We start from the raw sequence: 25,220 nt of genomic DNA, 5'->3' as shown, positions 1-25,220 counted from the left end.
ATGGGTTCTTTCAGCATCTGGCACTGGCTCATCGTGCTGGTCATTGTCCTGCTGGTGTTCGGTACCAAGAAGCTGCGCAACATCGGCTCCGATCTCGGCGGGGCGGTGAAGGGCTTCAAGGAAGGCATGAAGGAGGGCGATGCGAATGCCTCCGGCACGCAGCAGAAGATTGCCGAGGACCAGACCATCGAGGGCGAGGCGCGCGAAAAGGTAGACCAGAACCGGTCCTGAGCGACGCGTCTCGCAATCCGAGGGGCGCCCTGAACGGAGCGCCCCTTCGTTTTCCTGCGGACCCGCTCGGGTCCGTGTCTCGAGCGAGCACACATGTTCGACTTCGGCTTTTCGGAACTCATGGTGATCGGCGTCGTGATGCTGATCGTGGTCGGGCCCGAGCGCCTGCCCAAGGTCGCGCGCACGGCGGGGCACCTGCTCGGGCGCGTGCAGCGCTACGTAACGGACGTGAAATCCGACATCCAGCGTGAGATGCAGCTCGAAGAGCTCAAGAAGCTTCAGGAGCAGGTCAAGCAGCAGGCGCAAGAGCTCGAGTCCACCGTGCGTCAGGGTGTGGCGAGCGTCGAGTCCGAAGTGGGGCAGGCCGCGGAAGAGGTGCGCTCGATCCTGCCCGACGGCGCGCGCGCCAGCGAGACTGCGCCGGTCAAGGGCGAGGGCGGCAGTGCGGAAGCGGCCGCAGACCCCGGACCGGTCCGGGGTGGTGCGCTGCTTGCGAGCGGTACGGAACACCGGCCACAACTCGAGCTCGGTCTTGACGGGGCCGCCCCGGCTTCGGCTCCCACCCCGGACAAGGGCAAGGCATGAGCACACAACAGGAAACCTTCATCTCGCACCTCGTTGAACTGCGAGACCGGCTGATCCGCGCGCTGCTTGCGGTTGTCATCGTCTTCGTGGTGCTGATGCCCTGGGCGGGAGACATTTACGACATCCTCGCCAAGCCGATGATGGACACCTTGCCCGCGGGCACCAACATGATCGCCACCGGGGTGGTCACGCCCTTTTTCGTGCCGGTGAAGGTAACCATGATGGTCGCCTTCGTGTTTGCGCTGCCCTGGGTGCTCTATCAGGCTTGGGCCTTCATCGCGCCCGGGCTTTATGCACATGAGAAGCGCATGGCGCTGCCCCTGGTACTCGGCAGCACCCTGCTGTTCCTGATCGGCATGGCGTTCTGCTACTTCTTCGTGTTCGGCATGGTATTCAGCTTCATCGCCGAGTTCGCCCCCAAGAGCATCGTGCCTGCGCCGGACATCGAGCAGTACTTGTCCTTCGTGATGTCGATGTTCATCGCCTTCGGGATCACCTTCGAGGTTCCGGTGGCCGTGATCCTGATGGTCAAGACTGGCATCGTCGATGTGGCCAAGCTCAAGGAGATGCGCCCCTACGTGATCGTGGGGGCGTTCGTGATCGCCGCGATCGTCACCCCGCCCGACGTGGTCTCGCAGTTCATGCTCGCCGTGCCGATGTGTCTGCTCTATGAGTTGGGCATCGTGCTCGCACGCATGATTACGAAACCCTCGCCGCAGAAAGAGGCTGCTGCCGGTTATGAGCCGCCCTCGATCGAAGACATGGATCGCGAGCTCGATCGTATCGAGGCCGAAGAGGGCAAGGGCGGGAAGTCCTGACAACTCTCCGGGCCGCGCGCCGGAATGCGCTCGGTTTTGCGCGCGGTTCTGACCTAGCGCCGTGTGCTGGCGGGTGTTGGCCGGCGACCGACTTCGACCGTGAGCTCGAGTTGCTCGCCGTTCCTTTTTACCGTGAAGCCGGACTTTCTGCCGGGAGGGAGGGCGGCGACCATGTCCAGCATCGCCCTCGGGTCGCGAACGCTGCGCCCGTCGACCGCGATCAGGATGTCTCCCGGGCGGACGCCGCCGCGATCCGCGGGGCTGCCGCGCAGCACGCCCGCGATCAGCGCGCCGTTGGCGTCCGGGTGGCCGAACGAGGCCGCCAGTTCGGCGGTCAGGTCCTGTATCTCCACGCCGACCCAGCCGCGCACCACCTCGCCGCTGGCGACGATCTGCTGCAGCACGTCGCGCACGATCGATACCGGGATCGCGAAACCAATGCCAAGCGAACCGCCAGAGCGAGAGTAGATCGCGGTGTTGATGCCTACCAGATCGCCGCGGCTGTCGACGAGGGCGCCACCCGAGTTGCCAGGGTTGATGGCGGCGTCGGTCTGGATGTAGTTCTCGAAGGTGTTGATGCCGAGCTGGCTGCGCCCAAGCGCAGACACGATGCCCATGGTCACGGTCTGGCCCACCCCGAAAGGGTTGCCGATGGCGAGCACGACGTCGCCCACCGTCAGGCTGTCGGTACCGGAGAAAGTGATCACCGGTAGCGGTTCATCCGTCTCGATGCGAAGGATGGCCAGGTCGGTTTCCGGGTCGCGGCCGATCAGGCGGGCGGAGAACTTGCGTCCGTCGTTCAGTGCAACCTCGATCGCATCGGCGGTTTCGATGACGTGGTTGTTGGTGAGGACATAGCCCTCAGGGCTGACGATGACGCCCGAGCCCAGGCCGGCTTCGCGCTGGCCTCGCTCCTGTTGTGGGCGGTCGCCAAAGAAATGACGGAACAGCGGATCGTCGAACAGCGGGTGGCGCTGGCCACGGCCGGCGCTGGTGGTGAAGATGTGCACCACCGCCGGCATCGAGCGTTGCGCGGCGTTGGCGTAGGAGCTTGTCGCCTGGGCGCGCGCTTCGCCGTTGTCCGGCGCTTCGAGAATCGCGACAACCGATGCCGGGGTGGCTGTGCGCAGCCACTCCGGCTTGAGCGTGTTGAGCACGAACAGCACGGCCACGCTGACGGTGACGGCCTGCGCGAAGATGAGCCACAAGCGGCGCATAATGTGGGCCTGATGGTGTCGGGTGGGGCGCAGAGGAAGCGCAAGCCCGTCCATGGAATGGAGAGGATCGAATGCAACTTGCCGAGCTTGGGGCGCAACTGGACGCGCTCCTGGATACCCCGCGGCTCAAGGATTATTGCCCAAACGGCCTGCAAGTGGAAGGTCGTACCGAGGTTGCACGTGTGCTGTGTGGTGTCACCGCCAGCCAGGCCTTGATCGACCACGCCATTGGCGGCGACTACGATGCGGTGTTCGTCCACCACGGCCTGTTCTGGCGTGGCGACGATGGACGGGTGACCGGCTACCGGCGTCGTCGCCTGCGTGCCCTGCTTGCCAACGACATCAGCCTGTTCGCTTACCATCTGCCGCTCGACATGCACCCGGAACTCGGCAACAACGCGCAGCTCGGGGCGCTGATGGGCTGGCAGGTCGAAGGTCGCTTCGCTGATCAGGGCCTGGGCTGGATCGGTCGTCCCGCCCGGGCGGACATGACGGCAGGCGACCTTGCTGTCACGATCGGCGCGAGCCTGCGGCGCGATCCGATGCTGGTGGGCGACGCCGGGCGTGTGGTGCGAAGGGTGGCCTGGTGCACCGGTGCCGCGCAGGGGTATTTCGAGCAGGCGATCCTCGCCGGCGCGGATCTGTATGTATCAGGCGAGATCTCGGAACAGACGGTGCACCTCGCGCGCGAGTCCGGAGTGCCTTACCTTGCTGCGGGTCACCACGCGACCGAACGCTACGGCGCCCGCGCCGTGGCAGAGCATCTCGCGCGGCAATTCGGATTGCAGGCCGACTTTGTCGATCTCGACAACCCGGTGTAGCCCCTAGCGCGGCAAGGTGGAGGCCGGCGGAGCGACCTGCTCCATCACGGACTTGTACGGTCCGAGCTGGTCGTCGAGGATTGCCGCCAGGGTGAGGATTTCGTCCACCACGGGGAACGGGAAGCCTGCGCGGGTGCCGTCCCGGTTGTCGCGCAACAGGTGCTGCAGGTAGCGTTGGCAAACGGTGGTGCCCCAACTGTGCTGCAGGTTCTCGGAAACGTGCGAGAGGTCTTCGAGGCTTGCCGAAATGTTGCGCAGGGTGTCGTAATTGTCCCAAGTGACGGTGTTGACGTTGAAGGTCTTGTTGAGCTCGCGTGCGACGGCATCGAATTCCTCGCGCAGGCCGCCCGCGCGATAGGCCTCCAGCAGCTTCAACCACGGCGTGACGGCTTCGCGCGGGTTGCTGCGGATGAACTCGGCGAGCGTGTCCGCAGCGCCGCGCACGCGGCCGAAACTCATCATGATCTCGGCGAGCTCGACCGCGGACTTGTGCTCCTCCATGGATTCGGTGTCGACCACTTCCGGCGGCGGCGCAAGGGAGAAGGCCTCGGCCCGGGCTTCCGCCGGCGTGGGGGGGCGGGTGACTGTGGACGTGGAAACCGTGGTTGGGCTTGCGAACAGGGTATCCTCCGCACGCGCGACGCCACGTCGCACGTTCTCGCGTGCGTCCTCATCCGTCGGCCGTTTCGCTACGGGGGGCGGTTCGTTTCGCCGGCCGCGCAGCCACAGCGCCAGCAGCAGGGCGACAGCCCCCAGGCCGGCGAACAGGTAAACGTCGTTCTGTATCGTATCGGTCGCAGCCGGCGCTTGCGCTGCGGGCGCTGCAGCGACGGGCGCGCTTGCTGCAGGGATGGACGGAATGGCAGGCGCTGCTGCCGGCGCGCTCGCGACTGCCGCTCGCAGCCGAGCCTCCAGTCGGGCCTGGATCTCTTCCAATTCCTTGATGCGCGCGAGTAGTTCCATCTCGGCAATGATGCTGCGGTCGATGGCGGCCGCGAGTTCGCGCTCGCGGGTCAGCAGATCGGCCGAGGGCTCTGCGGGCGCGCGTTCGCCCCGTGTGTTCGCACCGACCGGGGGCTCCGCCTTGTCGACGACGAGGCGATCGCTGGCCGATTCTCCTCCTGCGGGACGGCCTTTGGATGCAGTGCGCGCGGGAGGCTCACGTTTGGCGGGGGCGGTTGCTGGTTTCTTCGGCGTCGTGGCCGGGGGCGCTCCCGCGCCTGGGCGCGATGCAGGATGGGGACGCGCTTGCGGCCTGGGCTGCGGAGCTGCGGTATCGGCCGCCGAGGTGAAAGGGAGCAGGAGGGTGAACTCCTTGTGCAGGCGCGATTCGCAGATGTTTTCGACCGCGATGCGGACGATGGGGTCGTGTACGCGGGCGCTGCTACGGATCACGAGTCGGGCCTGCGTGCCACGCCCCTCAATAGTGATCTGCCCGCTGCCGATGGCAGGAATCCCGTCTTCTTCGGCCCGAACGCGGGCCACCCGGAAGCAACCGACTTCAGTGCCGGCGCCGATGAGTGCAATCTCTGCGCGGAAGGCCTCTCCCAGCGCCGAGGTTCCCTGGATTTCGCCCAGCGAAGCCGCGTGCACCGCCGGCGTCTGCGTCAGCAGGGCGGCTGCAATGGCAAGGGAAAGCGGTATGAGTTTGGTGTTCATCGTCCGCGCGTCCGGCGCTGGGTTGTTCGAGTGGGACTTTTTTTATCAGGCCTGCAAGGTCCGCTCCAGGAACTCTGTCGCATGATCGTGCATGAAATTGTACTCGCTTCGACGGTGTGCGCACCGCATCACGCCTTGTTTGCGACGCTTTCGGGCGCTTGGTTGGTCGTGCTGCTCCATGACGGCGGCGAGAGGGGTGGGCCCGGAATTGTGCTCCCGTCCAGCCTGTATCGCGCAATTGCAGTGCACCAGTGCGCCGTCCAAAGCGGGTTATAATTATGGAGTCTTGCACCGGGGCATTTGTGCGCCCGGCTTGCGGGTCGGGTCGGGGGGGTCCCGATTCAATACGACGGGCGGCGGCCGAGGGAGACGACGCCCGTGGCGGAGCGCGTGCTCCGAGTCGTGCCATCAACCTGTTCGTGACGGTCAGTGCCGTCACGGCTTCGATCGAAGGGCAACCATGAAGATTCATGAGTATCAGGCAAAAGAACTGTTGAGAAAATACGGCGTCGTTACGCCGCGCGGCTTCCACTGCGTGTCGGTCGACGGAGCGGTCAAGGCGGCCGAGGAACTCGGCGGCAAGATCTGGGTGGTCAAGGCCCAGATCCACGCGGGTGGCCGCGGCAAGGGCGGCGGCGTAAAGCTCGCCCGTTCGCTCGACGAAGTGCGCCAGCACGCCAATGACATCCTCGGCATGCAGCTCGTGACCCACCAGACCGGCCCCGAGGGCCAGAAGGTGCGCAACCTGCTGATCGAGGAAGGCGCCGACATCAAGCACGAATACTACGTCGCCGCGCTGACCGACCGTGCCACGCAGAAGGTTGCGATGATGGCCTCCTCGGAAGGCGGCATGGACATCGAGGAAGTCGCCCACAGTACCCCCGAGAAGATCCTCAAGGAGTTCGTCGATCCGCTCGTCGGTCTGACCGACGCTCAGGCCGAGAACCTGGCCCGCGGCATCGGGGTGCCCGACGCTTCCGTGGCCAAGGCGGTCGACACGCTCAAGCGCCTTTACACCTGCTACATGGAAACCGATGCCTCGCTCGCGGAAATCAACCCGCTGATCCTCGAGGGCAACGGCAACATCAAGGCGCTCGACGCCAAGTTCAACTTCGACTCCAACGCCCTCTACCGTCACCCGGAAATCGTCGATTTCCGTGACTTCGACGAAGAGGACGCTGACGAGCTCGAAGCATCCAAATTCGACCTTGCCTACATCAGCCTCGACGGCAACATCGGTTGCCTGGTGAATGGCGCCGGTCTGGCCATGGCTACCATGGATACGATCAAGCTGTTCGGCGCCGAGCCGGCCAACTTCCTCGACGTCGGCGGCGGCGCGACCACCGAGAAGGTCACCGAAGCCTTCAAGATCATGCTCAAGAACCCCAAGGTCAAGGGCATTCTGGTCAACATCTTCGGCGGCATCATGCGGTGCGACACCATCGCCACCGGCGTGGTCGCTGCAGCCAAGGAAGTTCACCTCTCCGTCCCGCTCGTGGTGCGCATGAAGGGCACCAACGAAGACCTCGGCAAGAAGATCCTCGCCGAGTCGGGTTTGCCGATCATCACCGCCGACACCATGGCGGATGCCGCGACCAAGATCGTCGCTGCGGTCAAGTAAGGAGAGCTTCGAATGTCCATCCTGATCAACAAAGACACCAAGGTCATCACCCAGGGCATCACCGGCAAGACCGGTCAGTTCCACACCGAGAAGTGCCAGGAATACGCCAACGGCAAGAACTGCTTCGTCGCCGGCGTGAACCCGAAGAAGGCGGGCGAGAAGATCTTCGACATCCCCATCTACGCCTCGGTCAAGGAAGCCGCTGCCGAGACCGGCGCCACCGTGTCGGTCATCTACGTGCCGCCCGCGGGTGCTGCCGATGCCATCTGGGAAGCCTGCGAGGCCGACCTCGACCTGGCGATCTGCATCACCGAAGGCATCCCGGTCCGTGACATGCTGATGGTGCGCAACAAGATGAAGCAGAAGGTTGCCGCTGGCGGCAAGGAAACCCTGCTGCTCGGCCCCAACTGCCCCGGCCTGATCACGCCCGACGAGATCAAGATCGGCATCATGCCCGGCCACATCCACCGCAAGGGCCGCATCGGCGTCGTGTCGCGCTCCGGCACGCTGACCTATGAAGCCGTGGCGCAGCTGACCGAGATCGGTCTCGGCCAGTCCTCGGCGGTCGGTATCGGTGGCGACCCGATCAACGGCCTCAAGCACATCGACGTGATGCGCATGTTCAACGACGATCCGGACACCGACGCGGTGATCATGATCGGCGAGATCGGCGGTCCGGACGAAGCCGAAGCCGCGATGTGGTGCAAGGCCAACATGAAGAAGCCGATCGTCGGCTTCATCGCCGGCGTTACCGCCCCGGCCGGCAAGCGCATGGGCCATGCTGGCGCGCTGATCTCCGGCGGTGCCGACACCGCCGACGCCAAGCTCGCCATCATGGAAGAGTGCGGCTTCAAGGTCACGCGTGACCCCTCCGAAATGGGCAAGCTGCTCAAGGCGATGCTCTGATCGTTCTTGCATGACGCAGACAAGAGGCGCCGGCGAGTCCGGCGCCTTTTTTGTTAACGCGTTGCGGTCGCGCTGTAGAATGCGCTCGTGCGTTGTTTCCGCTGCGACTTGCGGTGCGCGCAGGGACTGCAACAGGAACTCTTCGACGGGTAGGGTCATGCCGAAACTGGTTCTCAGCATGGACGGTCTGGTGCTCAAGGAGCTGCCGATCGTCAAGGAGCGCACCACCATCGGGCGCAAGCCGGACAACGACATCCAGATCGACAACCTGGCGATCAGCGGGCACCACGCGGTGATCACCTGCATCACCAACGATGCCTTTCTCGAAGATCAGAACAGTACCAACGGCACCTATCTGAACGGCCAGCAGGTCAAGAAGAATGTCCTGCGCAACAACGACGTGATCGAGCTGGGCAAGTACCGCATCAAGTACATCGTCGACGACGCCAAGCCCGGACTGGCTGCATCCGAGATGATCGACTCGGTTGCCCTCAAGCCGTTCCAGATGCCCGGTACCATGGTCGATGCCGAGATTGCAACCGATGTCGGGCTGTCCGGTACCCAGGCTGCACCGGCGGCGGGCGCTGTCACTGGCGTGATCCAGGTCCTCAGCGGCGGCAATGCAGGGCGTGAACTGGAACTCACCAAGTCGCTGACGACGCTCGGGAAGCCCGGGCGCCAGGTTGCGGTCATCACGCGGCGACCGCACGGCTTCTTCATCACCCATGTCGAAGGCGCGAGCTTTCCGCTCGTCAACGGCAAGGCAATCGATGCCCAGGCGCGCCCGTTGCGCGACCACGACATCATCGAGCTGGCTGGCGTGAAGATGGAGTTCTTCCTGCGCGCCTGAGCGCACGACGAGCCGTGATTTTGTGCCGCGGCAGCCGGAGCCCGAAGTGTTAACTTCGATCGCATCATGAGGATTCTGCGCTGACCTCAGGTCGGGCGCGCGATGGGTGGTCGGAGAGATGAGGCTCGAGGTTCTGGGGTGCAGTGGTGGAATCGGTGGCTCGCAGTCGCGCACCACCTCCTTCCTTGTTGACGACGACATCCTGATCGACTGCGGCACGGGTGTGGGTGACCTGCCGCTGGAGGTGCTTCGCCGCATCGATCACGTTTTCCTCACCCATGTCCACCTCGATCACATAGCAGCCCTGCCTCTGCTGGTGGATACGGTGGGCGAGCTGAGGGCCTCGCCGCTCGTGGTGCATGCGCTCGGCGAGTCCATCGCAGCCCTGCAGGCGCACATCTTCAACTGGCAGATCTGGCCGGATTTCACCGCGATTCCCGACCGTGAGCGGCCCTTCATGCGCTTCAGCCCCCTGCAGGTGGGGGACTCCGTCGAGCTCGATGGAAGGTGCATTACCGCGCTGCCTGCGCGGCACACCATCCCCTCGGTGGCGTATGGGCTTGACAGCGGGCATGGGCAACTGGTCTTCTCTGGCGACACTGCGTACTGTGAAGAACTGATCGATGCGATCAATGCCTGCCCGCAACTGCGCCACCTCATCCTCGAGACCGCCTTCGCCGAAGACCAGCAAGCGCTGGCGAGCGCGTCCCGGCATCTGTGCCCGAGCTCCGCACATGCCATGCTCGACCGCATCGGAGGAGCGCCCCGGGTGCACGTCAGTCACCTCAAGCCAGGCGCGAGCCTGCGCATCATGGAAGAACTGCACGAGGGAGGGCGGATCCTGCGTCGGCTCGGCCAGGGCGACGTGCTCGAATTCTGAGCGAGCGGGTGCGGGGGCGCCGCAGCGACGGGCAGGTAGCGCCTGCCTGATCCAGAACGAAGAGCAAGCGAGGAGAGAATGACCGAGAATGCGCCCCCCGTCAGCGCCGTGACGCGCCGCCTGGCCTTTTTCAAGGGATTGCAGACGCTCACGAACCGGATCCACGCGAGCCGGAATGTCGACGAGCTCCTCCTTGAGCTTGCGCCCGAGTTCTGTGCCCTGTTCGAGGCCGAGCGCTTCAGCATCTACACTGTGGACGAGAGCGGGCACTCCATCATCACCCGGGTGAAGACCGGGCTGAGCGGCGTGCAGAGCATTCGCCTGCCGATCGCCGAGAACAGCATCGCAGGCTTCGTCGCGCTCAGTGGGCAACTCGTTAACATCCGGGACGCCTACGACGACTCCGAACTGCAGCAGATCTCGCCTGGGCTCAAGCTCAGGCGCGAGGTCGATGCCAGTACCGGCTTCCACTCCCGCCAGATGCTCGTCGCCCCGATCCGCGATCCGGAGAGCGGCAAGCTACTTGGTGTGTTGCAGCTGATCAACACGCTGAGCGGGGCGCCTTTTTCCCAGATTGCGGAGGAGGGCGTGCAGGGGCTTGCGCAGACGCTGGCCGTCGCTTTTCTGCGCCATGCGAGCCAGCCCGCAAGGCTGCGCTCCCGCTTTGACGCCTTGGTCATGGACGGGCGGATCACGGCCGAGGAGTTCGCCGATGCCACGCGCGATGCACGCGAGAATGGCAACGGCACCGAATCCGTTCTGATCGACCAGTTCGGCCTGGGGACTGCAGAGCTGGGCGAAGCGGCGGCACGCTTCTTCGGCGTGCCGTACCAGCCCTTCGTGGCCAACCACGTCAAACCGCTGGACCTGCTGCGCAACATCAAGCGCGAGTATGTCGAGCAGAGCCTCTGGCTACCCTATGAGGAAACCACCGAAGGCGTGGTGATCCTGTGCATCGATCCCGAGCAGGTGAGGAGTTCGGGTGTCGCGCAGAACGTGTTCCTGAAGAAGCGCCTCAGCTACCGCGTCACGACCGAGCGTGATTTCGAGCAGACCATCGAACAGTTCTTCGGCGTCGACCTGGGCGATGCCTCGGTCAACGACCTGCTCTCCGGGCTCGACGAGCACGAGGAGGAAAGCGTTGCGCGTAAGGACGATGTCACCGCTGCAGCGGACAACGAACTGGTCAAGCTGGTCAACAAGGTCATCATCGACGCCTACAAGCAGGGTGCCTCCGACATCCACATCGAGCCGCGCCCCGGGCGGGAGAAGACCCTGATCCGGTTCCGCAAGGACGGCTCCCTCGTACCTTACATCGAGGTGCCGGCGAGCTACCGCAATCCGCTCGTGACCCGCATCAAGATCATGTGTGATCTCGACATCGCCGAGCGCCGCAAGCCGCAGGACGGCAAGATCCGCTTCCGCAAGTTCGCGCCCATCGATCTCGAGCTGCGCGTGGCCACCCTGCCCACCCAAGGGGGTATGGAGGATGTGGTCATGCGCCTGCTCGCGAGCAGCGAGCCGATCCAGATCGACAAGCTCGGGCTGCTGCCCTTCAATCTCGAACGGCTCAAGGGGGCGATCGCCAAGCCCTACGGCATCTTCTTCGTGTGCGGTCCCACCGGCTCGGGCAAGACCACCACGCTGCACTCCATCCTCAACTACATCAACACGCCCGACACCAAGATCTGGACGGTCGAGGACCCCGTGGAGATCACCCAGAAGGGTTTGCGCCAGGTTCAGGTCAACCGCAAGGCCGGCATCGACTTTGCCACCATGATGCGTGCCTTCCTGCGTGCCGATCCGGACGTGATCATGGTGGGCGAGATGCGTGACCACGAGACCGTTACCGTGGGTATCGAGGCCTCGCTCACCGGCCACCTTGTGTTCTCGACCCTGCACACGAACAGCGCGCCCGAGTCGGTGGTTCGCCTGCTCGACATGGGTATGGACCCGTTCAACTTCGCCGACGCCCTGCTCGGCGTACTCGCCCAGCGCCTCGCCAAGCGCCTGTGTCTGAAGTGCCGGGCGGCCTATCACCCGGACGAGGACGAGATGCATCGCATGCTGGAGGAGTACTGCGAGGACATGCACCTCGTAGACGAGTTCCGGGCCGACCCGGAAGGCGCGCGGGGAAGGGTGCTTGCGCGCTGGAAGGAGGCATTCGCCGACAAGGCGGGGCGCTTCACGCTCTATGCCCCGGTGGGGTGCGAGCATTGCAACCACGGCTACAAGGGGCGGGTGGGCCTGCATGAGCTCATGCTGGGTTCGGAAGCGATCAAGCGTCTGATCCAGGAGCGTGGCCGCGTAGACCAGGTGCTTGGCCAGGCGCTGCACGAGGGCATGCGCACCCTGCGCCAGGACGGCATGGAGAAGGTGTTGGCGGGCATCACCGACATGAAACAGGTGCGCAAGGTCTGCGTGCGCTGAGCGCACAGTTGCTGCGTTTGTGGCTGCTGGCGGCCACAAGCGCGTGTCTGCTGCGGTTAGAATCCGGACTGACCCCCTGCCTCCGGAGACCGCCATGTACCGCATCGCCCCCAGCCTGCTGTCCGCCGACTTCGCCCGCCTCGGCGAGGAAGTGCGCAACGTGATCGCCTCCGGCGCCGACTGGATCCACTTCGACGTGATGGACAACCATTACGTCCCCAACCTCACCATCGGCCCGCTGGTGTGCGAGGCGATCCGTCCCCACACCACCGCGCCGATCGATGTGCACCTGATGGTGAAGCCGGTTGACCGCATCATTCCCGATTTCGCCAAGGCCGGTGCCAGCATCATCACCTTCCACCCCGAGGCCTCCGAGCACATCGACCGCTCGCTCGGCCTGATCCGCGACTCGGGCTGCCAGGCCGGGCTGGTGTTCAATCCCGCCACGCCGCTGGCCTGGATGGACCACGTCATGGACAAGATCGACGTGGTGCTGCTGATGAGCGTCAACCCCGGTTTTGGCGGCCAGAAGTTCATTCCCGAGACCCTGGTCAAGCTGCAAGCGGCGCGAGCGAGGCTCGATGCCTACGAGGCACGTACCGGGCGCCGCATCCTGCTCGAGATCGACGGCGGGGTGAAGACCGAGAACATCGCCGACATCGCGCGTGCGGGCGCCGACACCTTCGTCGCCGGCTCCGCGGTATTCGGCGCGGGCAAGGAGGGCGACCCCCACCGCTACGACTCGATCATCGGTGCCTTGCGCAGCGAGCTTGCCCGGGTGGCTGCATGAGCGCACGCTTTGCCCCGCAGGCCGTGCTGTTCGACCTCGATGGCACCCTGCTCGACACTATCGCCGATCTCACCGATGCCGCCAACCGGATGCTGGTTGAGCTCGGTCGCCCGGTCCGTAGTCAGGACGAAATCCACAGCTTCGTCGGCAAGGGTATTCCCAACCTCGTGCATCGCTGCATGACGGAGGGCAGTCATGCGCGCGAGGAGGAGATCGCGACTGCAGTGACGGTGTTCCGCCGCCATTACGCCCTCGTCAATGGTGCTCGCACCCGTATCTACCCGGGCGTCGTCGAGTTGCTGGGCGCCTTGCGCACACGAGGCCTGCCGCTGGCGGTGGTGACCAACAAGGCGGAGGCTTTCACGCTGCCGCTGCTCGCACGCATGGAGATCGCGCATTTCTTCGATACCGTGGTGAGCGGTGACACGCTTGCGGTGAAGAAGCCCGATCCGGCTGTACTGCATCTGGCCTGCGAGCGGATGCGGGTGGAGGCACCGCGCGCACTGATGATCGGCGACTCGGCCAATGACGCATTCGCCGCCCGCAGCGCGGGCATGCCGGTGCTGCTGGTGCGCTACGGATACAGCGAGGGCATGCCGGTGGACACCATAGAATGCGATGGGCTACTATCGAACGCACTCGAAGTGTTGGATCATATCGCCTGTGCATAGCGAACCAACGCTCTGCAGTCGTCGGCAGGATTCTCGCGCGGATCTTTCGCCCGGTTTTCCAACGCAGTTCTCTCGCGCAATCGTTCATATCCACTCAAGATCGACATCGTGATGCTCGCAACCCGGGATCGCTTCATCGCCGCCTCGCCCTCCGTCCAGCCGGTCTGGAACGGTGGCTGGCGTTGGCCTCTGGGCCACTGAACGCGACCTCCCACCGCGGGGTCTGCGGCGCATCCGCCGCATCCCTGCCCCGCCTGCTGCAAGCCCTTCCGATTCAAACGATCCACGTGGAGCCCCCATGCTCGAACACGAGTTCAACGCCCTCGCCGCCGAGGGCTACAACCGCATTCCGCTCACCCTCGAGACCTTCGCCGATCTCGATACCCCGCTCTCCATCTACCTGAAGCTCGCCAACGAGCCCTACACCTACCTGCTCGAGTCGGTGCAGGGAGGGGAGCGTTTCGGCCGTTACTCCTTCATCGGGCTCTCGTCGCCCACGCGCATCGAGGTCTATGGCCGCTCGGCGCTGCTGCTCACCGGCAACCGCCTGGTCGAGCGCCGCGACTACGGCGATCCGCTCAACTTCGTCGCCGAGTTCATGAACCGCATCAAGGTGCCGCCACGCGAGCATTTGCCGCGCTTCGCTGGCGGGCTCGTGGGCTGCTTCGGCTACGACACGGTGCGCTACATCGAGCCCAAGCTGGCGAAGACCGAGAAGACCGATACGCTGGGCACTCCCGACATCCTGCTGCTGCTGTCCGAGGAGGTCGCCATCGTCGACAACCTCAGCGGCAAGCTCACGCTCGTCGTGTACGCAGAGCCGGAGGTGCCCAGTGCGTACAAGCGCGCCCAGAAGCGTCTGCGCGAGTTGCTCGCCCGGTTGCGGGCGCCGGTGCAGATTCCCGAGGAGATCCGAGCCGAGTCCGCGCCCGCGGTGTCGAGCTTCGGCGAAGAAGGCTTCAAGGACGCGGTGCGCCGCGCCAAGCAGTACATCGTCGACGGCGACGTGATGCAGGTCGTGTTGTCGCAGCGCATGAGCAAGCCCTACGCCGCCAGTCCGATGGCGCTGTACCGCGCCATCCGCTCGCTCAATCCTTCGCCCTACATGTTCTATTTCAACTTCGAGGACTTCCACGTCGTCGGCGCCTCGCCCGAGATCCTGACCCGGCTTGAGGACGACGTCGTCACCGTGCGCCCGATCGCCGGCACGCGCAAGCGCGGCGCCACGGTGGCCGAGGATCTCGCGCTGGAAAAGGAGTTGCTCGCCGACCAGAAGGAAATTGCCGAGCACGTGCAGTTGCTCGACCTTGGCCGCAACGACGCCGGGCGCGTATCCGAGATCGGCTCGGTCAAGGTCACCGAGCGCTTCACCATCGAGCGCTACTCGCACGTGATGCACATCGTCTCCAATGTCGAGGGCAAGCTCAAGGAGGGGCTCGATGCGCTCGCCGTGCTGCGCGCCACCTTCCCCGCCGGGACCGTGTCGGGCGCGCCGAAGGTGCGGGCGATGGAGATCATCGATGAACTGGAGCCGGTCAAGCGCGGCATCTATGCGGGTTCGGTTGGCTATCTCGGCTTTCATGGCGACATGGACATCGCGATCGCGATCCGTACCGCGGTCGTCAAGGACGGGCAGATCCACGTCCAGGCTGGCGCGGGCATCGTCGCCGACTCCGACCCCGAAGCCGAATGGCAGGAAACGCAGAGCAAGGCGCGTGCAATGCTGCGCGCCGCCGAGATGGCCGAAGGCGGGCTGGACACCCGGGCCTGAGTGCTCTGGCGCGCCCCGCGCCTGTGTAACCTGAATGCTGACGAAGCCGGCCCACTCCGCCGGCCTTCGCGAAGGGAAGACCATGCTGCTGATGATCGACAACTACGACAGCTTCACCTACAACCTCGTGCAGTATTTCGGCGAACTGGGCGCCAGGGTGAAGGTGTTCCGCAACGACGAGATCACCCTTGAACAGATCGAGCGCCTCGCGCCGGATCACCTCGTCATTTCGCCCGGGCCATGCTCGCCGGCCGAGGCCGGCATCTCGGTTCCGGCCATCAAGGCCTTCGCCGGCAAGCTCCCCATCCTTGGCGTGTGCCTTGGCCACCAGAGCATCGGTGCCGCCTTCGGCGGGCGCATCGTGCACGCGCAGAAGCTGATGCACGGCAAGACCTCACCCGTGCATCACAAGGATGCCGGCGTGTTCCGCGGCCTGCCCAATCCGCTGACCTGCACGCGCTATCACTCCCTTGCGATTGAACGCTCGACGCTGCCCGACTGTCTGGAAGTGACCGCCTGGACCGACGACGATGAGATCATGGGTGTGCGCCACAGGACACTCGACATCGAGGGTGTGCAGTTCCACCCCGAATCCATCCTCACCGAGTGCGGACACGCGCTGCTGAAGAACTTCCTCGACCGCGGCGCACGCCTGCCGGCCGCCGCCTGAGACCTCGCTGCGAGACCATCATGACCACGATTACTGCCCAGCAAGCCCTGCAACGCACGATCGAGCACCGCGAGATCTTCTACGACGAGATGCTGTCGCTGATGCGACAGATCATGGCCGGCGAGATCTCGCCGCTGATGACCGCGGCCATCCTCACCGGGCTGCGGGTCAAGAAGGAAACCATCGGCGAGATCACCGCCGCGGCCACCGTGATGCGCGAGCTGTCGACCAAGGTCGTCGTGCAGCCGCCGCACGATCACTTCCTGGACGTGGTCGGGACGGGGGGGGATGGCGCGCACACCTTCAACATCTCCACGGCCACCATCTTCGTTGCTGCCGCGGCCGGTGCGCGTGTGGCCAAACACGGCGGGCGCAGCGTTTCGTCCAAATCGGGCGCGGCCGACGTGCTCGAGGCGCTCGGCGTCAACCTGGACCTCACGCCGCAGCAGATCGCCGAGTGCATCGAGGCGACCGGCATCGGCTTCATGTATGCCCCGGCGCATCACGCGGCGATGAAGAACGTCGCTCCGGTGCGGCGCGAGATGGGCGTGCGCACGATCTTCAACATCCTGGGCCCGCTAACCAATCCGGCCAGTGCCCCCAATACCTTGATGGGTGTGTTCCACCCCGACCTCGTCGGCATCCAGGCGCGCGTCATGCAGCGCCTTGGCGCCAACCACGTATTGGTGGTGCATGGCCTGGACGGCATGGACGAGGTCAGCCTCGGCGGTACCACGCTGGTCGGCGAGCTCAAGGACAACAAGGTCACCGAGTACGAGATTCACCCCGAGGATTTCGGCCTCGCCATGGCGGGCAGCCGCAACCTGCGCGTCGAGGACGCCGCAGAGTCGCGCGCGGTGCTGCTGGGCGTGCTCGACAACCAGACCGGGCCTGCACGCGAGATCGTCGTCTTCAACGCCGGCGTGGCGCTGTACACCGCCAACCTGGTGGATACCATCGGCGCCGGCATCCTGCGTGCTCGCGAGACCATCGAGAGCGGCGCCGCGAGGGCCAGGCTCGACGCGTTCGTGCGCTTCACCCAGCAGTTCCGGAGCGGCAAATGAGCGACATCCTGCAGAAGATCTGTGCCGTCAAGGAGCAGGAGGTCGCCGCCGCGCGCGCCGAGCTGCCCCAGCCCGCGCTGCGTGCGCAGGCGGAGGCGGCGGCGCCGGCGCGCGATTTCGTCGCCGCGATCCGCGCGAAGCATGCGGCCGGCCGCCCTGCGGTCATCGCCGAGATCAAGAAGGCCAGTCCGTCCAAGGGTGTCATCCGCGCCGACTTCCACCCCGCCGAGATCGCCGCCGCGTACGAGCGCGCTGGCGCCGCCTGCCTGTCGGTGCTTACCGACCGCCAGTTCTTCCAGGGTGACCCCGCCTACTTGCAGCAAGCCCGCGCTGCGTGCAGGCTGCCGGTGCTGCGCAAGGACTTCATGATCGATCCCTACCAGGTGTTCGAGGCCCGGGCGATGGGTGCCGACGCCATCCTGCTCATCGCGGCCTGCCTCGATCTCGCGCAGATGCGCGACATGGAGCAGCTCGCGATCGCGCTCGGCATGGCGGTGCTGGTCGAGGTGCATGATGGCGCCGAGCTCGACCAGGCCCTGCAGCTGCAGACGCCGCTGATCGGTATCAACAACCGCAACCTGCGCAGCTTCGAGGTCTCGCTGCAGGCCACGCTCGACCTGCTGCCGCGCATCGCCAGCGGCCCAGGCGGGCGCGTCGTGGTCACCGAGTCGGGCATCCTGCAGCCGCAGGACGTCGCGTTGATGCGCAGCCACGACGTGCATACATTCCTCGTCGGCGAAGCCTTCATGCGCGCGCCCGACCCGGGTCTGGAGTTGCAGGCCTTGTTCGGCGGCTGACGGACGCCCATGGGCGACGACGCAGCGAATCCCGCACAGCCCGCGACCAGCCCGAGCCCGGTGCGGTCGCGTGGCCGTAGCGTGCTGAAGGCGCTGGGCTGGGTCTTGGCGCTGCCTGTTGCGCTCGTGATCGGTGCTGCGGCGTGGCTGCTGGGTACGCAGTCGGGCCTGGACGCAGCGATCGCGCTGGCGCAGCGCGTCACCGCTGGCGCGCTGCAGGTGCAGGGCGCGCGCGGCCGTGTGCTCGGCCGCCTGGACATCGAGCGGCTCGACTATCGCTCGCCGGCGCTTGAGCTCGGGCTGAGGGACTTTACGCTCGCCTGGCAGCCCTCGGCGCTGTTGTCGCGCCGGCTGCAGGTCGACGTGCTGAGCGTCGCGCGCGTTGATCTGGGCCAGGTCGTCGCCGAAGATGAGCCTGCGTCTCCGCCGCCGCCACAGCCGCCGGGCTCGCTCGAGATCCCGCTCGCGGTCGAGATCGCGCGCCTCGCCATCGGCGCGTTCGCGATGCACGAATTGCCCGCGCCCGGCGCGCCTGAGGGTGTGCTCGAGCAGGCCGCCGAAACCCTGGAACGCGCCGCCGACGCGGCCTCCGACCCCGCCCAGGCTGCGGAGGCGACCACCGAGGTGGCGGCCGAGCAGGGGCTGATCTTCACCAGGCTCGAGGCTGCGCTCGACAGCGATGGCAGGCTGCACCACCTGCGCGAGCTCGTCGTCGATGTGCCGCAGGGCAGGGCGAGGCTGGCGCTGGCATTGGCCGGCGCCTCACCCTTCAAGCTGGAAGGCGAGGGTGGCTTCGAGGGCGTCATCGAGTCGCGACCGCTGTCGGTGGCGGTCACGCTCGGCAACTCCTTGCTCGAGCCGCAACTGCGCGCCGAAGCGAGCTCCGACGGCCTGCAGGTGCGACTCGAGGCTGCGGCCGAGAGCTTCGCGCCGAATCCCCTGCGCCGCCTGCTCCTCGAAGCGGGCGAACTCGACCCGGCCGCCTTCGTCGACGGTGCACCCACGGCTGCCTTGAGGCTCGTGGCCGAGCTCGCGGCGCCCGCCGACGGCGAAGGCCTGCTTACCGGCCCGCTTCGCCTCGACAACCGCCTCCCGGCGGCGGCCGACGCGGGGGGCATTCCGCTGCAGCATTTCGAAGGTGTGCTCGACTGGCGCGTCGGTCGGATCGCGCTCGACGCGCTCGCCATCCGCCTGCCCGGCGAGGGGCGTATCGACGGCAGCCTCGCCTGGGCGCCGCCGAGCGATGGGGATGATCCGAACGGTTTTGGCCGGGTGGTCGCGGCGCTGGCCCTGGCCGGCATCGACACGCAGGCGCTTGATACCCGGCTGCCGCGCCAGATCGTCGCCGGCCGCGTCGATGCCGAGGCCGATGCTGACCGCCAGAGCGCGCGGATCGGCCTCGACGTGGGCGCCGCGCGCATCGACGCCGAGGCCGCGCTCGAGGCGCTCGCGGCAAGCGGGCCGTCAGCCGGGCAGACGAACGACGAGGCCGCGGAGACTGGCCAGACGCCGGGCCAGGCGGCGACGCTCCCGGCGCTGCGCCTCGCCCGGGTGGATGCCCGTATCCGTGGCTTCGATCCGCGCGCCGTGCTGCCCGGGGCGCCCAGGGCGCGCCTCGATCTGGATCTCGTGGCCGAGGCCGAGCTGCCCGCCGAAGGCCTGCCGAAGGTCGCCGCGCTCGATTTCACGATCCCGGACAGCGTGCTCGAGGGCTTGCCGCTGAGCGGCGAGGGCCGGGTGCGGCTGCAGGGCGAGCGCTTGCCCGAACTGCGCGTGCGTCTCGACGCGGCGGGCAACACGCTGGCCGCCCAAGGGGCACTCGGGGGGGCGGCGGACACGCTCTCGCTGCGCCTCGATGCGCCGGCGCTGTCCCGGCTCGGCAAGGCGCTCGGCCTCGAGCTCGCCGGCAGGCTGGGTGCCGAAGGGCAGGTGGGCGGGACGGTCGAGGCGCCCAACGGCCAGCTGCAGTTCTTCGGCGAGAAGCTGGTGTTGCCCGGCGACGTGGCGCTGGACGGCGTCAACGGCAGCGTCCGCCTCGAGCGCGGCATCGACGGACCCTTCGCGCTCGCGCTGGGCCTGTCCGGGCTCGGCCCCGCGAGCCCCGGCGCGAACGGCAAGGCGCAGCCCGACTGGCTGGCGGGCGCGCAAGTCGCGGCCGAGGGCTCGCGTGCGCAGCACAGGTTCGAACTCAGCGCGCAGACGCCGGAGCAGGACGAGGTCGCCGACACCCTGCGCCTCGTGCTCCAGGGAGGCGTGCTCGAGGGCGATGCGCCGCGCTGGCGCGGAGAGCTGGCCGCGCTCGAGACCGCCGGGCGCTTTGCGGCCAGGCTGATTGCCCCGGCACCGTTGTCCCTGGCTGCCGACCGCGTCAGCCTCGGTGCAGCGAATATCGACGCGGGGCAGAAGGGCCGCATCCGCCTTCAGGAAACCACCTGGTCGCCCACGCGCAGCGTGCTGCGTGGCGAGCTGGCCGGGCTGGTGCTCGACCTGCGCCCGCCGCGCGCGGACGGCCGCCCGCGCCGCAACGCCGACCCGCTCACGCTCGGCGCGAAGTGGGATCTGGCGGTCGGGAGGACGCTCGAAGGCGAGGCGCGCGTGTTCCGCGAGTCCGGTGATCTCAGCGTCGAAGGCGAGATCCGCACCCGGCTCGGGCTGGAGGGGCTCGAGGCCGTGTTGCGTGCGCAAGGCGACCGGCTGCGCGTGACGCTCGATGCACGCGGGCGCGAGTTCGGCAGCGTGCAGGCCGAGGCCGGTTTGCGTGCACGACGCGACGCCGACGGCATGTGGAGCGTGCCGCCCGCGACCGCGCTGAGCGGTGCTGCCCGGCTGGATATGCCCTCGATCACCTGGCTCGGCCGCCTGGCGCGTGAGAATGTCGAGACCGCCGGCCGCATCGCCGGTGAGTTCACCCTTGGCGGTACGCTCGAGGCGCCGAGCGCGAGCGGGCGCGTCGAGGGCCGCGAGCTCGCCTTCACCCTCATCGATCAGGGCCTGATCCTCGCCGGCGGCGAGCTCGATCTCGACTTCGACGACGAGCGCGTGCGCCTGGAGCGGCTCGAGTTCGTCTCCGACAACCGTGTGCGCCCGCCGGAGAACCGCATTCCCTTCGAGCGGCTCACCGCCACGCCGGGACGCTTCACGGCGCGCGGCGAGGTGGTGCTTGCCAGTGGCGCAGGCAACTTCCGCTTCGATGCCGACCGTCTGCCGCTGCTGCAGCGCGATGATCGCTGGATGCTGGTCTCGGGTGAGGGCAGTGCGCGCAGCACCTGGACCTCGCTGGTGCTCGACGCCGGCTTCCGTGCGGACGCCGGCTACATCGAGTTCGCCGAATCGCTGCCGCCCAGCCTGTCGGATGACGTGATCGTGCTTAAGGGCGAAGCCCCGGCCGAGGGCGGCGGTGCCTTCACGGTGGATGCCGACGTGCGCGTGGGATTGGGCGATGCGCTCTACCTGTCGGCAATGGGACTGGAGACCCGGCTTGCGGGTGACCTGCGCATCCGCCTGCAACCGGGGCGGCCGCTGTCGGCGGTGGGCACGATCTCTACGGTAGGCGGCGGCTTTCGAGGTTACGGGCAGAACCTCACCATCGAGCGCGGCCTGATCAACTTTCAGGGACCGCTGGATGCGCCGGGTCTCAACATCGTTGCGCTGCGCAAGGGCCTGGAGGTGGAGGCGGGCGTGTCTGTCACCGGCAGCGCAAAGCGCCCGCAGATCCGCCTCGTGTCCGAGCCCAACGTGCCCGACCCCGCCAAGCTGTCGTGGATCGTGCTCGGGCGCGCACCGGACGCCGGCTCGGGCGCCGATCTCGGCCTGCTGCTGCCGGCGGCGGCCGGCTTACTCGGCGGTCCGGGCGGCGGCATGACCGAGGAACTGTCGCGCAGCCTCGGCTTCGATTCCTTCTCCTTTGGCCAGGGCGAGCTCAACAGCACCAGCCGTGCTGCCTCGAGCCGGGTGGTCGGGAGCGGGTCGACGGTGGCCAGCGGCCCCTCGGTGGCGGGACAGGTGCTGAGCCTGGGCAAGCGCCTCGGCCCGGACCTGTTCCTGTCCTTCGAGCAGAGCCTGGGCGGTGCGGCGACCCTGGTCAAGCTCACCTACCAGCTCTCGCGCCGCATGTCGGTGATCGCGCGCGGTGGCACTGACACGGCCCTCGACCTGCAGTACGGCTTCTCGTTCCGCTGAAGGCCTGTCGGCTCGCTCCGCATGGAGCCGCGCGAGGTGCAGTCGGGCGGGAACATTCGTGCGTTGGCCGGCTCCCAAGGGGCAACACGATCAAGGAGAACCCGATGAGCCTGCAAACATCACACGCAGCAACGGAATCCGCCATCCTTGGCGGTGGCTGCTTCTGGTGCCTCGAAGCCGTCTTCGACCTCGTCGATGGCGTGGAGGAAGTGGTGCCCGGCTACTGTGGCGGCCACGTCGATGATCCCGGCTATCGCCAGGTGTGCACCGGCACCAGCGGCCACGCCGAAGTGGTGAAGATCGACTTCGATCCGTCGGTGGTGAGCTACAGGTGCCTGCTCGAGATCTTCTTCACCATCCACGACCCCACCACGCCCGACCGCCAGGGCAACGACGTCGGTCCGCAGTACCGCTCGGTGATCTTCACCACCCGCGATGCGCAGCGCGACAGCGCGCTTGCCCTGATCGATGAGCTGACCCGCGAGCGCGCGTTTCCCGCGCCCATCGTCACGCAGGTGCTGCCCGCGCCGATGTTCTGGGCGGCGGAGCCCGAGCATCACGACTACTACGCCAACAACAGTCATCAGCCCTACTGTCAGTATGTCGTCGCGCCCAAGGTTGCCAAGTACCGCATGCGCTTCGCCGGCTGATCGCCGCCGCTGCGGCTGTGGTACAGCGGGTAGAATGCGCGCTTCCACCCAAGACAGGAGAACGGTATGACCCAGCAGACCACCCCCAGCGGCCTCGTCATCGAAGAACTTGAAGTCGGCACCGGCGACACTGCCGTTGCGGGCCGCATGGTCTCGGTGCATTACACCGGCTGGCTCACGGACGGGCGCAAGTTCGACTCGAGCAAGGACCGCAACGACCCGTTCGCCTTTCCGCTCGGTGCCGGCCACGTGATCCGCGGCTGGGACGAGGGCGTGCAGGGCATGCAGGAAGGCGGCAAGCGCAAGCTCACCATCCCGCCCGAGCTCGGCTATGGCGCGCGCGGCGCCGGCGGCGTCATCCCGCCCAACGCCACCCTGGTGTTCGAGGTCGAACTGCTCAAGGTGCTCTGAGCCCGCCATGAAACTTGACCCGGCGCAGCGCCACATCCTGACCTTGCTGCAGAAGGATTCCACGCTGAGCACCCAGGCGCTGGCCGACAAGGTCGGCATGTCGCCCACCCCGTGCTGGCGGCGGGTGCGCGACATGGAGGAGGCGGGTGTGATCCGCGGCTACGTCGCGCTCGTCGACCGGCAGAAGGTGGGCTTGGGCACTTGCGTCTGGGTCAGGGTCAAGCTGAAGCAGCACAGTGCCGACGTGCTCGAACGCTTCGAGAAGGTGGTGAAGGCCTGCGAAGAGGTGGTCGAGTGCTACGAGCTGCTCGGCGAGACCGACTGCCTGCTCAAGCTCTACCTGCCGAACCTTGAGGCGCTTTCGGTCTTCATGCACGACTTCCTGCTCAAGATCCCCGAGATCGACGTCACCCACTCGGCGGTGGCGCTGCGCGAGATCAAGAACGAAACGGCCCTGCCGCTGTGAGGCGGGCAGGGCCGTTTCCTTCGATCGCGCCGTGAGGCGCGAGGTCTTACAGGTTGTTCCAGAACACGTAGAGCACGCCCAGCGGCGCTACGTAGCGCGCCAGCACCGTCCACAACGCGAAACCTGTGTCACCGAGGCGCAGTTCGCGCTTCACGCTCGCCTGCTCGAGTTTCCACGCCGCGAACACGATCGCGCCCAGGCCCGCCAGCGGCAGCATGAACTTGCTGGTGACGTAGTCGAGCAGGTCGAAGATGTTGAGCCCGAACAGCTTGACGTCACCCCAGATGTTGAACGACAGCAGCGCGGCGATGCCCAGCGCCCAGATCGTCACGCCGGCCACTACGGTGGCGGTGACGCGATTCATTGGCGTGCGCTCTTCGAGCAGTTCGACCACCGGCTCCAGTAGCGAGATCGACGAGGTCAGCGCGGCGAAGGTCAGCAGCAGGAAGAACAGGCTGCCCAGCACCAGGCCACCGCCCATGTTGCCGAAGGCCAGCGGCAGTGTGACGAACACCAGGCCGGGGCCGGCCGCGGGGTCCAGGCCATTGGCGAACACGATCGGGAAGATCGCCAGGCCGGCGCAGAGCGCGAACACGGTATCCATGATCACCACGGTGCGCGCGGTACGCAGCAGATTCACGTCCTCGCCCAGGTAGGAGCCGTAGGCCATCATGATCCCCATGCCCAGCGAAAGGGTGAAGAAGGCGTGTCCGAGCGCGGCGAGCAGCACCGAGCCGTCAAGCCTGCTCCAGTCGGGGTTGAACAGATAGGCGACGGCCTGGCCGAACGCGCCAGTCGTCATGCCGTAACCGACCATAACAACCAGGATCAGCGCCAGCGCCGGCATCAGGATCTTGCTGCCCCGCTCCAGGCCGGACGACACGCCCATCGCCACGATGATCACGGTGAGCAGCATGAACACGGTGTGCCAGCTCAGCAGCTCGGCGGGGCTGGCCAGGAAGCCTTCGAAGATCGCGCCAACGCTACCCTTGTCCAGGCCGGTGAAGCTGCCGGTGGCGGCGTCGCGGATGTAGGCCAACGTCCAGCCGCCGATCACCGAGTAGAAGGACAGGATCAGGAAGGCTGCGAGCACGCCGACGATGCCGACCACCGCCCAGTTGCGCGTGTGCCCGTGCTGCTGCGCGAGCTGCGCCATGGTGTTGATCGGGTTCTTCTGGCCGCGGCGGCCGATCATCCATTCCGACACCAGGATGGGCACGCCGATCAGTGCAATGCACAGCAGGTAAACGAGGACGAAGGCGGCGCCGCCGCTCTGCCCGACCATGTAGGGAAATTTCCAGATGTTGCCGAGGCCGACGGCGGAACCGGTGGCGGCGAGCACGAAGCCCATCCGCGACGACCATTGGGCGTGCGTGGTGGCGCTCATGTCAGCACTCCTTGCGTGCGGTCGGCGCAGGGCGCACCAAGGGGCGTGCGGGGTGGCGCACGTGGCCGGAAGTGGCGGATTGGATCACGGTAGTCTCCTCATTCATGTCGGCGCTCGTGGCGCGGAGGGCAAAAAAGGCCGCAGTGTAGACGCGCCCTTGCCGTTTGTGCGGTGCAGACGTGAGCTGGTTGCGAACCAGATGGCCCTTGTACTTTTTTTCATGCCCGCTGGCGGGGTGGCCGTAGTCGGACGCGGCGAATAGTAAGTGTGATGGGTGGAATAGTTTTTCTTATCTCGTTGCTGCGCAGCCGAAAACAGGAAAATTATTTCCTCCGCGCTCCGTAGC

Annotated in this window: 22 protein-coding genes; 19 read left to right on the top strand and 3 right to left on the bottom strand. The window is 66.5% G+C overall.

The annotated features are described in order from the left end of the window. The 3 genes from tatA (at nucleotide 1) to tatC (ending at nucleotide 1,634) form a co-directional block, all read left to right on the top strand. Nucleotides 1-231, top strand: a complete 231-nt coding sequence (tatA, locus tag ACPT9U_RS07930; protein WP_418365165.1) for a Sec-independent protein translocase subunit TatA — start codon at nucleotides 1-3, stop codon at nucleotides 229-231. Between the two features lie 93 nt (nucleotides 232-324). Next, nucleotides 325-816 (top strand): Sec-independent protein translocase protein TatB, encoded by a 492-nt coding sequence (gene tatB, locus ACPT9U_RS07925; RefSeq protein WP_435750499.1) that lies wholly within the window; start codon nucleotides 325-327, stop codon nucleotides 814-816. Next, complete coding sequence (gene tatC, locus ACPT9U_RS07920; RefSeq protein WP_435750498.1) at nucleotides 813-1,634, top strand: twin-arginine translocase subunit TatC; 822 nt, start codon at nucleotides 813-815, stop codon at nucleotides 1,632-1,634. The genes tatB and tatC overlap by 4 nt, the downstream gene beginning before the upstream one ends. 53 nt (nucleotides 1,635-1,687) lie before the next feature. Here the strand turns inward: tatC and ACPT9U_RS07915 are convergent, their stop codons facing one another. Beyond that, entirely contained in the window at nucleotides 1,688-2,851 is a 1,164-nt protein-coding gene (locus ACPT9U_RS07915; protein WP_435750497.1) for a Do family serine endopeptidase, read from the bottom strand. Nucleotides 2,852-2,922: 71 nt separating this feature from the next. Between ACPT9U_RS07915 and ACPT9U_RS07910 the strand changes: the two genes are divergently transcribed. Then, on the top strand, nucleotides 2,923-3,672 hold the full coding sequence (locus ACPT9U_RS07910; protein ID WP_435750496.1) for a Nif3-like dinuclear metal center hexameric protein: 750 nt from the start codon (nucleotides 2,923-2,925) through the stop codon (nucleotides 3,670-3,672). A gap of 3 nt (nucleotides 3,673-3,675) precedes the next feature. Here ACPT9U_RS07910 and ACPT9U_RS07905 read toward each other — a convergent pair whose 3' ends face one another. Further along, nucleotides 3,676-5,331 carry a type IV pilus assembly protein FimV gene (locus ACPT9U_RS07905; protein WP_435750495.1) on the bottom strand — a complete coding sequence of 552 codons (1,656 nt, stop codon included), beginning with the start codon at nucleotides 5,329-5,331 and terminating at the stop codon, nucleotides 3,676-3,678. Between the two features lie 460 nt (nucleotides 5,332-5,791). Here ACPT9U_RS07905 and sucC point away from each other — a divergent pair, with 460 nt between their 5' ends. From sucC to ACPT9U_RS07830, 15 genes are all read left to right on the top strand, one after another. Further along, nucleotides 5,792-6,952: an ADP-forming succinate--CoA ligase subunit beta gene (gene sucC, locus ACPT9U_RS07900; protein ID WP_418365159.1), complete on the top strand. Its 1,161-nt coding sequence runs from the start codon at nucleotides 5,792-5,794 to the stop codon at nucleotides 6,950-6,952. 12 nt (nucleotides 6,953-6,964) lie between these two features. Then, on the top strand, nucleotides 6,965-7,858 hold the full coding sequence (gene sucD, locus ACPT9U_RS07895) for a succinate--CoA ligase subunit alpha (RefSeq protein WP_418365158.1): 894 nt from the start codon (nucleotides 6,965-6,967) through the stop codon (nucleotides 7,856-7,858). 157 nt (nucleotides 7,859-8,015) lie between these two features. Next, nucleotides 8,016-8,708 carry an FHA domain-containing protein gene (locus tag ACPT9U_RS07890; RefSeq protein ID WP_435750494.1) on the top strand — a complete coding sequence of 231 codons (693 nt, stop codon included), beginning with the start codon at nucleotides 8,016-8,018 and terminating at the stop codon, nucleotides 8,706-8,708. A gap of 118 nt (nucleotides 8,709-8,826) precedes the next feature. Beyond that, a complete protein-coding gene (locus tag ACPT9U_RS07885) occupies nucleotides 8,827-9,588 on the top strand; it encodes a 3',5'-cyclic-nucleotide phosphodiesterase (RefSeq protein WP_418365156.1) in 762 nt (253 codons plus the stop codon). Between the two features lie 78 nt (nucleotides 9,589-9,666). Beyond that, entirely contained in the window at nucleotides 9,667-12,018 is a 2,352-nt protein-coding gene (locus ACPT9U_RS07880; protein ID WP_435750493.1) for an ATPase, T2SS/T4P/T4SS family, read from the top strand. Nucleotides 12,019-12,112: 94 nt separating this feature from the next. After that, nucleotides 12,113-12,808 carry a ribulose-phosphate 3-epimerase gene (gene rpe, locus ACPT9U_RS07875; RefSeq protein WP_418365154.1) on the top strand — a complete coding sequence of 232 codons (696 nt, stop codon included), beginning with the start codon at nucleotides 12,113-12,115 and terminating at the stop codon, nucleotides 12,806-12,808. Further along, the gene (locus tag ACPT9U_RS07870; RefSeq protein ID WP_418365153.1) at nucleotides 12,805-13,479 is read left to right on the top strand and encodes a phosphoglycolate phosphatase; all 675 of its coding nucleotides are present in this window, start codon (nucleotides 12,805-12,807) and stop codon (nucleotides 13,477-13,479) included. Before rpe ends, ACPT9U_RS07870 begins: the two co-directional genes overlap by 4 nt. Nucleotides 13,480-13,777: 298 nt before the next feature. Continuing rightward, the gene (gene trpE / locus ACPT9U_RS07865) at nucleotides 13,778-15,250 is read left to right on the top strand and encodes an anthranilate synthase component I (protein WP_435750492.1); all 1,473 of its coding nucleotides are present in this window, start codon (nucleotides 13,778-13,780) and stop codon (nucleotides 15,248-15,250) included. Between the two features lie 82 nt (nucleotides 15,251-15,332). Beyond that, nucleotides 15,333-15,920, top strand: a complete 588-nt coding sequence (locus ACPT9U_RS07860) for an aminodeoxychorismate/anthranilate synthase component II (RefSeq protein WP_418365236.1) — start codon at nucleotides 15,333-15,335, stop codon at nucleotides 15,918-15,920. A 20-nt stretch (nucleotides 15,921-15,940) separates the two neighbouring features. Then, nucleotides 15,941-16,984 (top strand): anthranilate phosphoribosyltransferase, encoded by a 1,044-nt coding sequence (gene trpD, locus ACPT9U_RS07855; protein ID WP_418365151.1) that lies wholly within the window; start codon nucleotides 15,941-15,943, stop codon nucleotides 16,982-16,984. Next, complete coding sequence (trpC, locus tag ACPT9U_RS07850; protein WP_435750491.1) at nucleotides 16,981-17,781, top strand: indole-3-glycerol phosphate synthase TrpC; 801 nt, start codon at nucleotides 16,981-16,983, stop codon at nucleotides 17,779-17,781. The genes trpD and trpC overlap by 4 nt, the downstream gene beginning before the upstream one ends. Nucleotides 17,782-17,790: 9 nt before the next feature. Continuing rightward, a complete protein-coding gene (locus ACPT9U_RS07845; RefSeq protein ID WP_435750490.1) occupies nucleotides 17,791-21,960 on the top strand; it encodes a translocation/assembly module TamB domain-containing protein in 4,170 nt (1,389 codons plus the stop codon). Nucleotides 21,961-22,064: 104 nt separating this feature from the next. Next, on the top strand, nucleotides 22,065-22,610 hold the full coding sequence (gene msrA, locus ACPT9U_RS07840; protein WP_435750489.1) for a peptide-methionine (S)-S-oxide reductase MsrA: 546 nt from the start codon (nucleotides 22,065-22,067) through the stop codon (nucleotides 22,608-22,610). Between the two features lie 66 nt (nucleotides 22,611-22,676). Continuing rightward, complete coding sequence (locus tag ACPT9U_RS07835; RefSeq protein WP_435750488.1) at nucleotides 22,677-23,021, top strand: FKBP-type peptidyl-prolyl cis-trans isomerase; 345 nt, start codon at nucleotides 22,677-22,679, stop codon at nucleotides 23,019-23,021. 7 nt (nucleotides 23,022-23,028) lie between these two features. Continuing rightward, a complete protein-coding gene (locus tag ACPT9U_RS07830) occupies nucleotides 23,029-23,487 on the top strand; it encodes an Lrp/AsnC family transcriptional regulator (protein WP_418365146.1) in 459 nt (152 codons plus the stop codon). A 46-nt stretch (nucleotides 23,488-23,533) separates the two neighbouring features. Here the strand turns inward: ACPT9U_RS07830 and ACPT9U_RS07825 are convergent, their stop codons facing one another. After that, the gene (locus tag ACPT9U_RS07825) at nucleotides 23,534-24,874 is read right to left on the bottom strand and encodes a sodium-dependent transporter (RefSeq protein WP_435750487.1); all 1,341 of its coding nucleotides are present in this window, start codon (nucleotides 24,872-24,874) and stop codon (nucleotides 23,534-23,536) included. Nucleotides 24,875-25,220 lie beyond the last annotated feature (346 nt).

The sequence above is a fragment of the Thauera sp. AutoDN2 genome (assembly GCF_051280715.1).
Taxonomy (GTDB): Bacteria; Pseudomonadota; Gammaproteobacteria; order Burkholderiales; family Rhodocyclaceae; genus Thauera.
This window is presented reverse-complemented; position numbering and strand designations above follow the sequence as displayed.